This is a genomic window from Streptomyces sp. BB1-1-1 (assembly GCF_031597775.1).
Lineage (GTDB): Bacteria > Actinomycetota > Actinomycetes > Streptomycetales > Streptomycetaceae > Streptomyces > Streptomyces thinghirensis.
The window spans coordinates 7540579-7555046 of record NZ_CP134203.1 but is presented as its reverse complement, the minus strand read 5'-3'; the positions used below and the strand labels follow the sequence as shown (position 1 = coordinate 7555046).

Annotated in this window: 9 protein-coding genes; 8 read left to right on the top strand and 1 reads right to left on the bottom strand. The window is 71.0% G+C overall.

The genetic code is table 11. The features are described 5' to 3' along the window. Positions 1–104 precede the first annotated feature (104 nt). From RI578_RS34640 to RI578_RS34625, 4 genes are all read left to right on the top strand, one after another. Positions 105–2300 carry a discoidin domain-containing protein gene (locus RI578_RS34640; protein ID WP_310874745.1) on the top strand — a complete coding sequence of 732 codons (2196 nt, stop codon included), beginning with the start codon at positions 105–107 and terminating at the stop codon, positions 2298–2300. A gap of 136 nt (positions 2301–2436) precedes the next feature. Then, positions 2437–4602, top strand: a complete 2166-nt coding sequence (locus RI578_RS34635; protein WP_310874744.1) for a discoidin domain-containing protein — start codon at positions 2437–2439, stop codon at positions 4600–4602. An 84-nt stretch (positions 4603–4686) separates the two neighbouring features. After that, positions 4687–5766: a DUF1996 domain-containing protein gene (locus RI578_RS34630; protein WP_310874743.1), complete on the top strand. Its 1080-nt coding sequence runs from the start codon at positions 4687–4689 to the stop codon at positions 5764–5766. Between the two features lie 78 nt (positions 5767–5844). Further along, a complete protein-coding gene (locus RI578_RS34625; RefSeq protein ID WP_310874742.1) occupies positions 5845–8277 on the top strand; it encodes a glycoside hydrolase family 3 C-terminal domain-containing protein in 2433 nt (810 codons plus the stop codon). Positions 8278–8356: 79 nt separating this feature from the next. On the opposite strand, the gene RI578_RS34620 is transcribed toward RI578_RS34625, so the two are convergent. Next, complete coding sequence (locus RI578_RS34620; RefSeq protein ID WP_310874741.1) at positions 8357–9679, bottom strand: ROK family protein; 1323 nt, start codon at positions 9677–9679, stop codon at positions 8357–8359. A 182-nt stretch (positions 9680–9861) separates the two neighbouring features. Between RI578_RS34620 and RI578_RS34615 the strand changes: the two genes are divergently transcribed. From RI578_RS34615 to RI578_RS34600, 4 genes are read left to right on the top strand one after another with little or no spacing between them, the layout of a single operon-like run. After that, on the top strand, positions 9862–11178 hold the full coding sequence (locus RI578_RS34615) for a sugar ABC transporter substrate-binding protein (protein WP_310874740.1): 1317 nt from the start codon (positions 9862–9864) through the stop codon (positions 11176–11178). A gap of 14 nt (positions 11179–11192) precedes the next feature. Beyond that, positions 11193–12188 (top strand): sugar ABC transporter permease, encoded by a 996-nt coding sequence (locus tag RI578_RS34610; RefSeq protein ID WP_310874739.1) that lies wholly within the window; start codon positions 11193–11195, stop codon positions 12186–12188. Positions 12189–12216: 28 nt separating this feature from the next. Beyond that, entirely contained in the window at positions 12217–13056 is an 840-nt protein-coding gene (locus tag RI578_RS34605; protein ID WP_310875937.1) for a carbohydrate ABC transporter permease, read from the top strand. A gap of 56 nt (positions 13057–13112) precedes the next feature. Then, positions 13113–14468, top strand: a complete 1356-nt coding sequence (locus RI578_RS34600) for a GH1 family beta-glucosidase (RefSeq protein WP_310874738.1) — start codon at positions 13113–13115, stop codon at positions 14466–14468.

Below are 14468 nucleotides of genomic sequence, written 5' to 3'. Positions count from 1 at the left end.
AAAGCCAAAAGAAAAGCCGTGCGAGGAACCTTGACCGCGACCGGCAGGGCGGGCAAGGTGCCGGAGAGCGCTCTCCCACCCCTCCCGTGTCAAGGAGTCTCTCCATGCCCACTGTCGGCATATCCCCGGCGGTGCCGGTGCCGCGCAGACCCGGTCGCCGCGGTCTCGTCGGCGTCCTGGTCACCGCCCTGGCCGCCACCCTGCTCGCCGTCCTGCCCGCCGCGCAGGCCCAGGCCGCGCCCGTGCTGCTGTCCCAGGGCAAGCCGGTCACCGCCTCCAGCCAGGAGCACTACGGCACCCCGGCGACCGCGGCCGTCGACGGCGACAACGGCACCCGCTGGTCCAGCGCCGCCGCCGACCCGCAGTGGCTCCGCGTCGACCTCGGCACCCCCGCCTCCCTCAGCCGGGTCGAGCTGCGCTGGGAGGCCGCCTACGCCAAGTCGTACCGCATCGAGACCTCCCAGAACGGCACGGACTGGTCGACGGCCTACTCCACCACCACCGGCGCCGGTGGCACGGAGACCGTGAACGTGTCCGGCACGGCCCGGTACGTCCGTATGCTCGGCACCACCCGCGCCACCGGATACGGCTACTCCCTGTGGGAGTTCAAGGTGTTCGGCACCACCGGCGACGACCCGGGCCCGGTCATCCCGGGCGGCGGCGACCTCGGCCCGAACGTGCACGTCTTCGACCCGTCCACGCCCGGCATCCAGGCCAAGCTGGACCAGGTCTTCCAGGAGCAGGAGTCGGCGCAGTTCGGCTCCGGCCGGCACGCCTTCCTCTTCAAGCCGGGCACCTACGAGAACCTCAACGCCCAGATCGGCTTCTACACCCAGGTCCTCGGCCTCGGCCTGCGCCCCGACGACACGACGATCAACGGTGACATCACCGTCGACGCCGGCTGGTTCAACGGCAACGCCACCCAGAACTTCTGGCGCGGCGCGGAGAACCTCGCCGTGAAGCCGGTCAACGGCACCAACCGGTGGGCGGTCTCGCAGGCGGCCTCGTTCCGCCGGATGCACGTCAAGGGCGGCCTCAACCTCGCGCCCAACGGCTACGGCTGGGCCAGCGGCGGCTACATCGCCGACAGCAAGATCGACGGCCAGGTCGGCAACTACTCGCAGCAGCAGTGGTACACCCGCGACAGCTCCATCGGCGGCTGGTCCAACAGCGTCTGGAACCAGGTCTTCTCAGGTGTCGAGGGCGCTCCCGCCAACAGCTTCCCCGAGCCCCGCTACACCACGCTCGACACGACGCCGATCTCCCGCGAGAAGCCCTTCCTCTACCTGGACGGCGACGAGTACAAGGTCTTCGCCCCCGCCAAGCGCACCAACGCCCGCGGCACCACCTGGGCGAGCGGCACCCCGCAGGGCGAGTCGATCCCGCTGGACAGGTTCTACGTCGTCAAGCCCGGCGCCACCGCCGCCACCATCAACGCCGCCCTCGCCCAGGGCCTGCACCTGCTCTTCACCCCCGGCGTCTACCACGTCGACCAGACGATCAACGTCAACCGGGAGAACACCATCGTGCTGGGCCTCGGCCTCGCCACGATCATCCCGGACAACGGGGTGACCGCCATGAAGGTCGCCGACGTGGACGGCGTGAAGCTCGCCGGCTTCCTCATCGACGCCGGGCCGGTCAACTCCCCCACGCTCCTGGAGATCGGCCACCAGGGCGCCACCACCGACCACGCCGCGAACCCGACCACCGTGCAGGACGTCTACATCCGCATCGGCGGCGCGGGCGCGGGCAAGGCGACCACCAGCATGGTGGTCAACAGCCACGACACGATCATCGACCACACCTGGGTGTGGCGGGCCGACCACGGCGAGGGAGTCGGCTGGGAGACCAACCGGGCCGACTACGGCGTCCGCGTCAACGGCGACGACGTACTGGCCACCGGACTGTTCGTCGAGCACTTCAACAAGTACGACGTCGAGTGGTACGGCGAACGCGGCCGGACGATCTTCTACCAGAACGAGAAGGCGTACGACGCCCCCAACCAGGCCGCCATCCAGAACGGTTCGACCCAGGGGTACGCCGCCTACCGGGTCGACGACTCGGTCGACACCCATGAGGCATGGGGTCTGGGCAGCTACTGCAACTACAACGTCGACCCGACCATCCGCCAGGACCGCGGCTTCAAGGCGCCCGTCAAACCGGGGGTGAGGTTCCACAGCCTCCTCGTGGTCTCCCTCGGCGGCATGGGCCACTACAACCACGTCATCAACGACACCGGCGCCTCCACGGTGCCCGCCGGCACCACGACCGTGCCGTCCACCGTCGTGTCCTTCCCTTGACCGGTCCGCCCGCCGGCCACAACTCCCCTCCGGGCCGGGTGACATCCACGCCCCACGCCCCCGGCCCGGAGGGCCGTCAAGCGGTGCTCCCGCATCCCCCGCCCCCTCGGCTCTCCCCAACCCGCCAGGAGCAGATGTGACCCCAGCCCTCTCGTACCGCGGACCGGCCGCCCGCCGCGCCGTCCCCCTGCTCGCCCTCGGCGCACTGGTGGCGTCGTCGCTCGCCCTCACCGCCCCGCCCGCCCAGGCCGCGGAGACCCTGCTCTCCCAGGGAAAACCCGCCACCGCCTCGTCCCAGGAAGGCGACGGATACGCCCCCTCGGCGGCCGTCGACGGCAATCTCACCGGCACCCGCTGGGCCAGCCAGTGGAGCGACTCGCAATGGTTCCAGGTCGACCTCGGACAACGAGCCGACCTCAGCCGGACCGTGCTGACCTGGGAGGGCGCGTACGGCAAGGGCTATCAGATCCAGGCGTCCGACAACGGCACGGACTGGCGGACCCTCAAGACCGTGACCGGCGGTGACGGCGGCACGGACGAGGTCGCCGTCTCCGGCTCCGGCCGTTACGTGCGCATGCTGGGCACCGAGCGGTCCGGCGGCTACGGCTACTCCCTGTGGGAGTTCCAGGTGTACGGCACCACGGACGGCACACCGCCCGCCACCGGAGCGGTCGAGGTCACCGGCTCCCAGGGCGACTGGCAACTGACCGTCGGCGGCCAGCCGTACACGGTCAAGGGCCTGACCTGGGGCCCCGCCATCGCGGACGCCCCGAAGTACATGCCCGACGTGAAGTCCATGGGCGTCAACACGATCCGCACCTGGGGCACCGACGGCGGCACCGAGCCGCTGCTCGACAGCGCCGCCGCCAACGGCATCCGGGTCGTCAACGGCTTCTGGCTGCAACCGGGCGGCGGCCCCGGCTCCGGTGGCTGCGTCGACTACGTCACCGACACCACGTACAAGAACAACATGCTCACCGAGTTCGCCAAGTGGGTGGAGGAATACAAGAGCCATCCGGCGACCCTCATGTGGAACGTCGGCAACGAGTCGGTCCTCGGGCTGCAGAACTGCTACAGCGGGGCGGAGCTGGAGGCGCAGCGCAACGCCTACACCGGCTTCGTCAACGACGTCGCCAAGAAGATCCACAGCATCGACCCCGACCACCCCGTCACCTCCACCGACGCCTGGACCGGGGCCTGGCCGTACTACAAGCGCAACGCGCCCGACCTCGACCTGTACTCGATGAACTCCTACGGCGACATCTGCGGCGTCCAGGAGGACTGGGAGGAGGGCGGCTACACCAAGCCGTACATCATCACCGAGGGCGGCCCGGCCGGTGAGTGGGAAGTGCCCGACGACGCCAACGGCGTCCCCGACGAGCCGACCGACGTGCAGAAGGCCGAGGGGTACACCAAGGCCTGGGACTGCGTCACCGGTCACGAGGGCGTCGCGCTGGGCGCCACCCTCTTCCACTACGGCGTCGAGCACGACTTCGGCGGCATCTGGTTCAACCTCGTGCCCGACGGGCTGAAGCGGCTCTCCTACTACGCCGTCAAGCAGGCGTACAGCGGATCGACCAGCGGTGACAACACGCCACCCGTCATCACGAACATGGCCGTCTCCCCCGCCTCGTCGGCCGCGGCGGGCGAGGAGTTCACCGTCCGCGCGGACGTGCGCGACCCCGACGGCGACCCGATCACGTACAAGGTCTTCCTCAGCGGCAACTACGCGAACGGCGACAAGCGTCTGGTGGAGGCCGAGTGGCGGTCCACCAACAACGGCACCTTCGCCGTGACGGCACCCGAGAAGCTCGGCGTGTGGAAGGTGTACATCCAGGCCGAGGACGGCCGCGGCAACGCCGGCATCGAGACCAAGTCGGTCAAGGTCGTCGCCCCGCCGGCCACCGGCACGAACGTGGCGCTGAACAAGCCCACCACCGCCTCCTCCTTCCAGCCGTCGTACGGCGACTGCCCGTGCGAGCCCACCAAGGCGACGGACGGCAGGGCCGACACGCGCTGGGCCAGTGACTGGAGCGATCCCCAGTGGATCCAGGTCGACCTCGGCGCCGCCACCCCCATCCGCAAGCTCCAGCTCGTCTGGGACCCCGCCTACGCCAAGTCCTACGAGGTCCAGGTCTCGGACAACGGCACCACCTGGCGCACGGTCCACACCACGACCGCCGGCAACGGTGACATCGACACCATCGACGTCGCCGCGACCGCGCGGCACGTGCGACTGCACCTGACGGCGCGTGGCACCGGCTGGGGCTACTCGCTGCACGAGTTCGGCATCTACAGCTGACGGCACACACAGCTGACGGCGGAGGGCGTCCGGCGGCGCCCTCCGCACCACCCCCACTCGGCACATCGGCGGGCAGGAGGCCCCATGAGACCACGTTCGAAACTCCCCGCGCTGTTACTCGGCACCGCACTCATCGCGAGCCTGCTCGGTGTCGGCACCGTCGCCACGGCGGCCGGTCCCGGCGGCGCCCCGACCGCCTCGGCCGGCGCTCACACCGGGCACACCATGGCGGTGTCGACCCGGGCGTCCACCGACGACCCCGACGGCGACGGGTACATACCCGCCGTTCCCCCGGTCACCGGCGTGGTCCCGTCCGAGGCCACCCCGCCGCCGCGCTACCACAAGGAGTTCCAGGCCAACTGCGCCGTCACGCACACCGCGCCGGACGACCCGATCGTGTACCCGGGGCAGCCGGGCAAGTCCCACGACCACACCTTCATGGGCAACACGTCGACGAACGCCGGCAGCACCACGGCGAGCCTCTACGGCGGCGACACCACCTGTCTCGCGCCGGCCGACGCTTCCGCGTACTGGATGCCGTCCCTGTACAAGGGGGACAGGAAGATCCTCCCCGTCGGCCCGCAGGTCATCTACTACAAGGCCGGTGTCACCGACTACACCAGCGTGCGGCCCTTCCCCAAGGGGCTGCGGTACGTCGTCGGCGACCCCATGCAGAGCGCCCAGGAGTTCCGCGGCCACAAGGGCTTCGTCGAGGGCTGGGAATGCGGTGACAGCTTCTTCAACGTCGACTTCCCGGCGAGCTGCCCGAGCCGACCCGACGTCCAGCTCAACCTCCGTATGCAGGCACCCAGTTGCTGGGACGGCAAGTACCTCGACACCCCCGACCACAAGAGCCACATGGCCTACCCGGTCGTCAAGCCCGGCACCAACGACAACATGTGCCCGGCCTCCCACCCGGTCGCCCTGCCGATGATCGAGATCAAGATGGCCTTCCCGGTCAACGGCGACATGAGCGACGTCCGTCTGGCCAGTGGACGTGGCTACTCCTTCCACTACGACTTCTTCAACGCGTGGGAGGAGCGGACCCTCAAGGCGCTGGTCGACCACTGCATCGTGGGCGGTCTCCAGTGCGACACGCGCGGCTACGACCAGAACCACCCGGAACGCGGCGCGGTGCTGAACGCGGATCACCGGCTGCCCTGACGGTCGGTCTCCAGGGGCCCGGTCACCCGCTCGGCGCGGGTGACCGGGCCCTTCGACGGTGAAGGAAATGGGGCGGGAATGAACGACGAGACACTCGATCGACTCATCGGCGAACTGAGCCTGGAGCAGAAGGTGCGCCTGCTCACCGGCTCGACGACCTGGCGCACCGCCGGTGAGCCCGGGATCGGGCTGCGGGAGATGGTGACCTCGGACGGGCCCGCCGGGGTGCGCGGCGAGGCATGGGACGAGCGGCGCACCTCGGTCCTGCTGCCCTCCGCCTCCGCCCTGGGGGCGATGTGGGACGAGGAACTGGTCGAGCGGCTCGGCGGGCTGCTCGCCACCGAGGCCGTCCGCAAGGGCGTCGACGTGGTACTGGCCCCCACGCTCAACCTCCACCGGAGTCCACTGGCCGGCCGGCACTTCGAGTGCTTCTCGGAGGACCCGGCACTGACCGGCCGTACCGGGGCCGCGCTGATCCGGGGCATCCAGGCCCTCGGGGTGGCGGCCACCGCCAAGCACTACGTCGGCAACGACTCCGAGACCGACCGGCTGACCGTCGACGTCCGGGCCTCGGAACGCACTCTGCGAGAGGTGTACCTCGCGCCCTTCGAGGCAGCCGTCGAGGCCGGCGTGTGGCTGGTCATGGCGGGCTACAACGCCGTCGGCGGCACGACCATGACGGCCAGCCCGCTCCTTACGGAACCTCTCAAGGGGGAATGGGGGTTCGACGGGGTCGCCGTCTCCGACTGGGCGGCCGTGCGCTCCACCGAGGAGACGGGCCGCGCCGCCCTCGACCTGGCGATGCCGGGCCCGGACAGTCCCTGGGGCGCGTCCCTGGTACGGGCGGTGAAGGACGGCCGGGTCGACGAGGAGGCGGTCGACGAGAAGGTGCGCCGGCTGCTCCGGCTCGCCGACCGCGTGGGCGCGCTGGAGCCGCGTCGCTCACGCCGGGTACCGGCGACGGCGTCCCGCGACACCCGGGCGTTGCTGCGCCGCGCCGTCAGTGCCGGTTCGGTCCTGCTGCGCAACAACGACGTCCTGCCGCTCGACCCCGCCGGGCTGTCGAGCGTCGCGGTCGTCGGCGGGCACGCCGCGTCCCCGCGCGTCCAGGGCGGCGGCAGCGCGGGGGTCTTCTGCTCCGACGTGGTCACCCCGTTGGCGGGCATCCGAGCCCGGCTGCGGGGCCGGGCCAGGGTCGTGTACGAGCCCGGCCCGGCGTCGGGGGCCCCGCCCGCTCCGCTCGGCACCGATCGGTGCAGCGACCCGCGCTCGGGCGCCCCCGGCGTGCTCCTGCGGGTGCTGGACGCGGCGGGGCGCGAACTGTGCTCGGAGCACCGGCTGTCGGGCCGGCAACTGGAGCCGGACCTGCCCGCGGGCGCCCACACGGTGGAGATCGCCGCCGTGCTGCGCCCCCGTCGGGCGGGAGAGTGGACGTTCGGCGTCGGGGGCTTCGGACGCATGACGCTCACCGTCGACGGCCACCTGCTCCTGGACGGGGAGTTCCCCGGTGACACGGACGACCCGGCCGTCGTCCACGTCAACCCGCCCGTGCACACGGCGCGGACGGTACTGACCGCCGAACGGCCCGTGCACGTGGTGGCACGGCGGGAACTGGTGCCCGGCCGAGGACGCGCCACCGTCGTCACCGCCGCGCCGCCGGAACCGGACCCGGCGACCGCGCTGGAGGACGCGGTGCGGGCGGCCCGCGACGCCGACGCCGTGATCGTGGTCGTCGGCACCACCGAGCACGGCGAGACCGAGGGCTACGACCGCGCCGGGCTGTCGCTCGGCGGGCGCCAGGACGAACTGGTCCGCGCGGTCGCCGCCGCGAATCCGCGCACGGTCGTGGTCGTCAACAGCGGCGGACCGGTCGAGCTGCCCTGGCGCGAAGAGGCGGGCGCCGTACTGCTCACCTGGTTTCCGGGCCAGGAGGCCGGCGCGGGGCTGGCCGACGTCCTGTTCGGCCGCACCGAGCCCGGCGGCCGGCTCCCCACCACCTGGGCAGCGACGTCGGCGGACGCACCTGTCACGCGCACCCGGCCGGTCGAGGGCCGGCTCGACTACGCCGAGGGCCTGCACATCGGCCACCGGGCGTGGCTGCGAGCCGGACGCGAGCCCGCGTACTGGTTCGGCCACGGACTCGGCTACACGACGTGGGCGTACGCGGAAGTGGCGGCCCCCGCGCAGGTCGTGGCGGGCGAGCCGTTCACCGTCCGGGTGACAGTGCGCAACACCGGTGCCCGCGCCGGGCGCGAGGTCGTACAGGTCTACCTGGCCCGCCCCGGTTCGGCGGTGGAGCGTCCCGTCCGCTGGCTCGCCGGCTACGCGGCCGTGCGGGCGGCGGCGGGCCGGACGGCGAGCGCCGAGGTGGTGGTGCGCCCGAGCGCGCTGCGGCACTGGTCGGAGGCGGACCACGGCTGGACCACGGAGCCCGGCCCCTACCGGCTCATGGTGGGCAGGTCGGCGGGGGACCTGCGGTGGGAGGGGACGGTCACGGTCAGTGGCTCGTAACGGGGGCCCGGGCGGCGGCCTGTCGACCGGTCCGGCTGTCCCTGGAGCACGCCGCCGGTAGGCGGCCGGCCGGCGCCGCTCACCGCACCGAGCGCTCCCGCAGGGCCGTCCGCCACGCCGGATCCGGGTCCACCGGTTCGGCCTCCTCCGGCCGGCCGCCGCGAGCGAAGAAGTCGGCGAGCGGCAGGATCGCGGCCCCCACGGTGACGGCGTCCGGTCCCAGCGTGCCGAGGTCGATGCGGACGTGGGCGGCCGGGTAGGTCAGGGCGTAGGAGGTGGCGTGGGCCGTCACCGAGTCCAGGAAGCGCCGGCCGAGCTGCAGTCCGGCCCAGCCGCCGACCAGGATGCGTTCGGGCTGGAAGAGGTTGATCAGGTCGGAGAACCCCGCGCCGAGGTACTCGGCGGTCTCCTCCAGAACGGCCAGCGCCGTGGCGTCGGGTTCCGGACCGGCCCCCGACGCGTCCGGATCGGGGTAGGCGGCCGCGAGCATCGCGGTGAGCGCGGTCTCCTCGTCCGCGCCCTCGGGTGGTCGCCCGCCCGCCTCCGCCCAGCGCTGGAGCAGGGCCTCCGCGCCCGCGTACGCCTCCAGGCAGCCCCGCGCGCCGCAGCGGCACCGGCGCCCGCGCACCCGTACCGTCAGGTGCCCCCACTCCACGGCCCGGCCCGGTCGCATGTCGTCCCCGACGACGCAGGCGCCGACACCGGAGCCGAAGAGCACCACCGCCGCGCTCTGCGCACCCCGGCCGGCGCCGAACCACATCTCCGCCTGGCCCAGCGTCTTGGCCCCGTTGTCGATGTAGTAGGGCACCGTCTCGGGCAGGATCCGGGACTCGCGCAGCAACCGCTCCAGCGGAACGGCGTCCCAGCCGATCGTCTGGCCGTGCACGACCGCGCCGTCCTCGGCGGTCCTGGCGACGATGCCCGGCACGCCGATCCCGACCCCGAGCAGCCGCTCCGCCGCGATGCCGGCCTCGTCCAGCACCTCGGGGATGCCCTCGCGCAGATGCGTCATGACGACTCCGACGTCGTAGCGGTCGACGCGGCGCGGCCCCTCCGTCTCCAGCGGTCTCTCGACCCGGGCCAGCTCGGTGAGGGCGAGGTCGAAGAGTTCGATCCGCACCCGGGTCTCGCCGATGTCGACGCCGATCATGTAAGCGCTCCGCGCGCTGACGCGCAGCAGCGTGCGGGGACGGCCGCCGGCGGAGTCGACGCTTCCGGCCTCCTCCACCAGTCCTTCGGCGACCAGTTCGGAGACCACGTTGCTGACCGAGCCGGAACTCAACCCGGTGACCGGCCCCAGCGAGAACCTGCTGAGCGGCCCGTCGAAATACAACCGTTGCAATACCGCGGTGCGGTTCTGCCGCCGCAGGTCACGCACCGTACGCCCGTTGCGCACCTTCACCCTCGCCCCCTCGTTCCGAAATCCTTACCGCAACTTACATGTGGCCGGGCCCTTGACGCGACCTTCACTTGAGGTTTAACTCACATCCTAAATTAAGCCGTGGGGGGCTTCAGGGAACGCGGGGCGCTGCTCCGCCCCCCTCCGCGGGCGACCCCGTCACTTCCCGGAAGGCCTCTGGAGTCATGCGCAGAATCAGAGCCGCAGCCGTCGGCGCCGTCACCCTCTCCTTCGCCCTCACCGTGGCCGCCTGCGGCGGGGGATCGTCCGGCACGGAGGGCTCCAACGAGCAGCCGAAGACCCTCACCTACTGGGCCTCCAACCAGGGCGCGAACCTGGAGGTCGACAAGAAGGTCCTCCAGCCGGAACTCGACAAGTTCGAGAAGGAGACCGGCATCGAGGTGAAGCTGGAGGTCGTGCCCTGGGCGGACCTCCTCAACCGCATCCTCACCGCCACCACCTCCGGCCAGGGTCCCGACGTCCTGAACATCGGCAACACCTGGAGCGCGTCGCTGCAGTCCAGCGGCGCCCTCCTGCCCTGGGACGCGAAGAACTTCGAGGCCATCGGCGGCAAGGACCGCTTCGTGGAGTCCGCGCTCGGCTCCACCGGCGTACCGGGCCAGGACCCGGCCGCCGTACCGCTGTACTCCATGGCCTACGCGCTCTACTACAACAAGAAGATGTTCGCCGACGCCGGCATCGAGAAGCCGCCGGCGACCTGGGACGAGCTGGCCGAGACCGGCAAGAAGCTCTCCAAGAACGGCAAGTGGGGGCTCGGCGCGGAGGGTTCGAACCTCTCCAACAACATCCACCAGGTCTTCGTCCTCGCCAAGCAGCACGGCGCGGACTTCTTCACCCCCGAGGGCAAGGCCGACTTCACCTCGGACGGCGCCGTCGCGGCGGTGAAGCAGTACGTCGATCTGATGGCCAAGGACAAGATCGTCGCGCCCGGCAACGCCGAGTACGCGCAGAACCAGTCCCTGAGCGACTTCGCCAAGGACAAGACGGCCATGGTGCTGTGGCAGACCGCGTCGGCCACCTTCGAGTCGCAGGGCATGAGCGAGGACGAGTGGGGCGTCGCGCCCGCCCCCGTGCAGTCCGGCGAGCCCGGCCCGGGCAAGGCCACCAACTCCATGGTCGCCGGCATCAACATGGCCGTCTTCAAGAACACCAAGAACATCGACGGCGCCAAGAAGTTCGTGAAGTTCATGACCAGCGACGAGGAGCAGGTCGTCCTCAACAAGGCCTACGGCTCCATCCCGCCGGTCAAGGCCGCCCAGCAGGACCCGGCCTTCAACACCCCGTCCCTCACCGTGCTCCGGGAGACCCTCGCGACCAGTGCCACCGCGCTGCCGCAGGTGCCCGAGGAGTCGCAGTTCGAGACCGTCGTCGGCACCGCCGTCAAGGAACTCTTCGCCGACGCCGCAGCCGGCCGTGCGGTGACCGACGAGTCGGTGCGGGCGGGGCTCGAGAAGGCCCAGCAGCAGATGCCCAACAAGTGAGCACGGACACCGCCATGACTACCACCGCTGCCCTCGACGCAGGCGAGCGGACGGCGCGGAAGAACGACCCCGGAGCGGCGCCGCGCAAGCGTCGCTCCGGGCGGCTGCGCCGCATCGCCCTGCCGTACCTGCTGCTGTTCCCCGCGATCCTCCTCGAACTACTGGTCCACCTGGTGCCGATGGTGATCGGCATCGTCGTCAGCTTCAAGGAGCTGACCCAGTTCTACATCCGCGACTGGGGTACCGCCCCCTGGGCCGGCTTCGACAACTACGCGATGTCGCTCGACTTCGACGCCCCCGTGGGCGAGGCGCTGCTGAAGTCGTTCTTCACCACCTGCCTGTTCACCGTGCTCTCCGTCGGCCTGTGCTGGGTGCTGGGCGTGGCCGCCGCGGTCTTCATGCAGGAGTCGTTCCGCGGCCGGGGCATCCTGCGCACGCTCTTCCTCGTCCCGTACGCACTGCCCGTCTACGCCGCCGTCATCACCTGGTCGTTCATGTTCCAGCGGGACAACGGCCTGGTGAACCACGTGCTGCACGACCAACTGGGCCTCACCGGCAGTCCCCCGTTCTGGCTGATCGGCGACAACAGCTTCATCGCCCTGCTCGTCGTCTCGGTGTGGAAGGGCTGGCCCTTCGCCTTCCTCATCATCATGGCCGGGCTCCAGAACATCCCGAAGGACATCTACGAGGCCGCCGCCCTGGACGGCGCCGGCGTCTGGCAGCAGGTCCGCCGCATCACCCTGCCGGCGCTGCGCCCCGTCAACCAGGTCCTCGTCCTGGTGCTGTTCCTGTGGACGTTCAACGACTTCAACACGCCCTTCGTCCTGTTCGGCAAGGCGGCGCCGGAGGCCGCGGACCTGATCTCCATCCACATCTACCAGTCCTCGTTCCAGACCTGGAACTTCGGGACCGGCTCCGCGATGTCGGTCCTGCTGCTCCTGTTCCTGCTCGTGGTGACGGGCGTCTACCTCTGGCTCACCTCCCGAGGAAGGAAGGCCACCGATGCCTAGCCCAGCCGTCCGGCGACCCCGCTCCCCGATGGCCGCCCCGCGGTCCTTCCTGTGGAGCCGTCGCGTCTTCCTGACCCTCCTCACCGTCTTCGTCCTGCTGCCGGTCTACGTGATGATCTCCAGCTCGCTGAAGCCGCTGGAGGACGTGTCGGGCAAGTTCGAGTGGATCCCCTCGGGTCTCACCGTCCGCCCGTACTTCGACATCTGGGAAACGGTCCCACTCGCCGACTACTTCGTGAACTCGCTGATCGTGGCGGGCGCGGCGACCCTCTGCTCCGTCACCATCGCCGTGTTCGCGGCCTACGCGGTCAGCCGCTACTCCTTCCGCGGCAAGCGCGTCTTCACGGTGACCGTGCTCTCGACCCAGATGTTCCCCGGCATCCTGTTCCTGCTGCCGCTGTTCCTCATCTACGTCAACATCGGCAACGCCACCGGGATCGCCCTGTTCGGCTCCCGCGGCGGCCTGATCCTCACCTACCTCACCTTCTCGCTGCCGTTCTCCATCTGGATGCTGATCGGCTACTTCGACTCCGTGCCCAGGGACCTCGACGAGGCCGCCAAGGTGGACGGCTGCGGACCGCTCGGCGCCCTCTTCCGGGTGATCGTGCCCGCCGCGATCCCCGGCATCGTCGCCGTCGCCGTCTACGCGTTCATGACCGCCTGGGGCGAGGTGCTCTTCGCCTCGGTCATGACCAACGAGACCACCCGCACCCTCGCCGTCGGCCTCCAGGGCTACGCCACCCAGAACGACGTGTACTGGAACCAGGTCATGGCCGCCTCACTCGTCGTCAGCCTCCCCGTCGTCGCCGGCTTCCTGCTGCTCCAGCGCTACCTCGTCACCGGCCTCACCGCCGGCGCCGTCAAGTAGCCGCCCGGGCCCCGGCCCCCGCCCCGCTCCACCCGACCAACCCAGAGAGGCCCTCTGTGTCCGAATCGCTCGACCTCGCCGCCTTCCCCGCCGACTTCACCTGGGGCACGGCCACCTCCGCCTACCAGATCGAGGGCGCCGTCGCCGAGGACGGCCGGGCACCGTCGATCTGGGACACCTTCTCCCACACCCCCGGGAGGATCGACAACGACGACCACGGCGACGTGGCCTGCGACCACTACCACCGGTGGCCCGAGGACATCGCCCTGATGAAGCGGCTCGGCGCCGACGCCTACCGCCTGTCCATCGCCTGGCCCCGTGTCGTGCCCGGCGGCGACGGGCCGGTCAACGCGGCCGGACTCGACTTCTACGACCGGCTCGTCGACGGCCTCCTCGACGCGGGGATCACCCCCAACGTCACCCTCTACCACTGGGACCTTCCCCAGGCGCTCCAGGACCGCGGCGGCTGGACCGTGCGCGAGACCGCGGAGCACCTCGCCGACTACGCCTCGGTCGTGGCCGGCCGCCTCGGCGACCGCGTCACCCAGTGGGCCACCCTGAACGAACCCCTGTGCTCCGGCTGGATCGGCCACCTGGAGGGCCGGATGGCACCCGGCCTGACCGACCTGACCGCCGCCGTACGCGCCTCGTACCACCTTCTCCTCGCGCACGGCCTCGCCACCCGGGCGGTCCGCGCGGCGGTGCCGGGCGCGCAGGTCGGCCTCGTCACCAACCACTCCACCGTCGAGGCCGCCTCGACCCGCCCGGAGGACATCGCGGCGGCCACCCGCATGGACGGCCACACCAACCGCTGGTGGCTCGACCCGGTCTACGGCCGCGGCTTCCCCACCGACATGCGCGAGCTGTACGGCGTGGACCTGCCCGAGCGCCCGGGCGACCTGGACACGATCGCCGCGCCCCTCGACTGGCACGGCCTCAACTACTACTTCCCGGCGACCGTCACCGACGACCCCCGGGGCCCCGTCCCGTACGCCCGTGAGGTCCGGCTGCCCGACGTACCCCGCACCGGCATGGACTGGCAGATCGACGCCGGCGGCCTGGAGGCCCTGCTGCTGCGCCTGACCGACGAGTACGGAGTCCGCAGGCTGTACGTCACCGAGAACGGCTCCGCGTTCGCGGACACGGTCTCGCCCGACGGCGCCGTCCACGACCCCGACCGGGCCCGCTACCTGGCGGAGCACGTGAGCGCCTGCGCCCGGGCGGTCCGCAAGGGCGCACCGCTGGCCGGCTACTACGCCTGGTCCCTGCTCGACAACTTCGAGTGGGCCTACGGCTACGACAAGCGCTTCGGCCTCGTCCACGTCGACTACGCGACGCAGGTCCGGACCGTCAAGACGAGCGGCCTGCGGTACGCGGAGATCATCCGCGCCCACCGGGAGTCCCGTGCCTGA

Bases quoted from the DNA above. Each gene is read 5' to 3' on its own strand.
- RI578_RS34615 (WP_310874740.1), top strand. From the start codon at position 9,862: ATGCGCAGAATCAGAGCCGCAGCCGTCGGCGCCGTCACCCTCTCCTTC.
- RI578_RS34630 (WP_310874743.1), top strand. From the start codon at position 4,687: ATGAGACCACGTTCGAAACTCCCCGCGCTGTTACTCGGCACCGCACTC.
- RI578_RS34605 (WP_310875937.1), top strand. From the start codon at position 12,217: ATGGCCGCCCCGCGGTCCTTCCTGTGGAGCCGTCGCGTCTTCCTGACC.
- RI578_RS34625 (WP_310874742.1), top strand. From the start codon at position 5,845: ATGAACGACGAGACACTCGATCGACTCATCGGCGAACTGAGCCTGGAG.
- RI578_RS34610 (WP_310874739.1), top strand. From the start codon at position 11,193: ATGACTACCACCGCTGCCCTCGACGCAGGCGAGCGGACGGCGCGGAAG.
- RI578_RS34640 (WP_310874745.1), top strand. From the start codon at position 105: ATGCCCACTGTCGGCATATCCCCGGCGGTGCCGGTGCCGCGCAGACCC.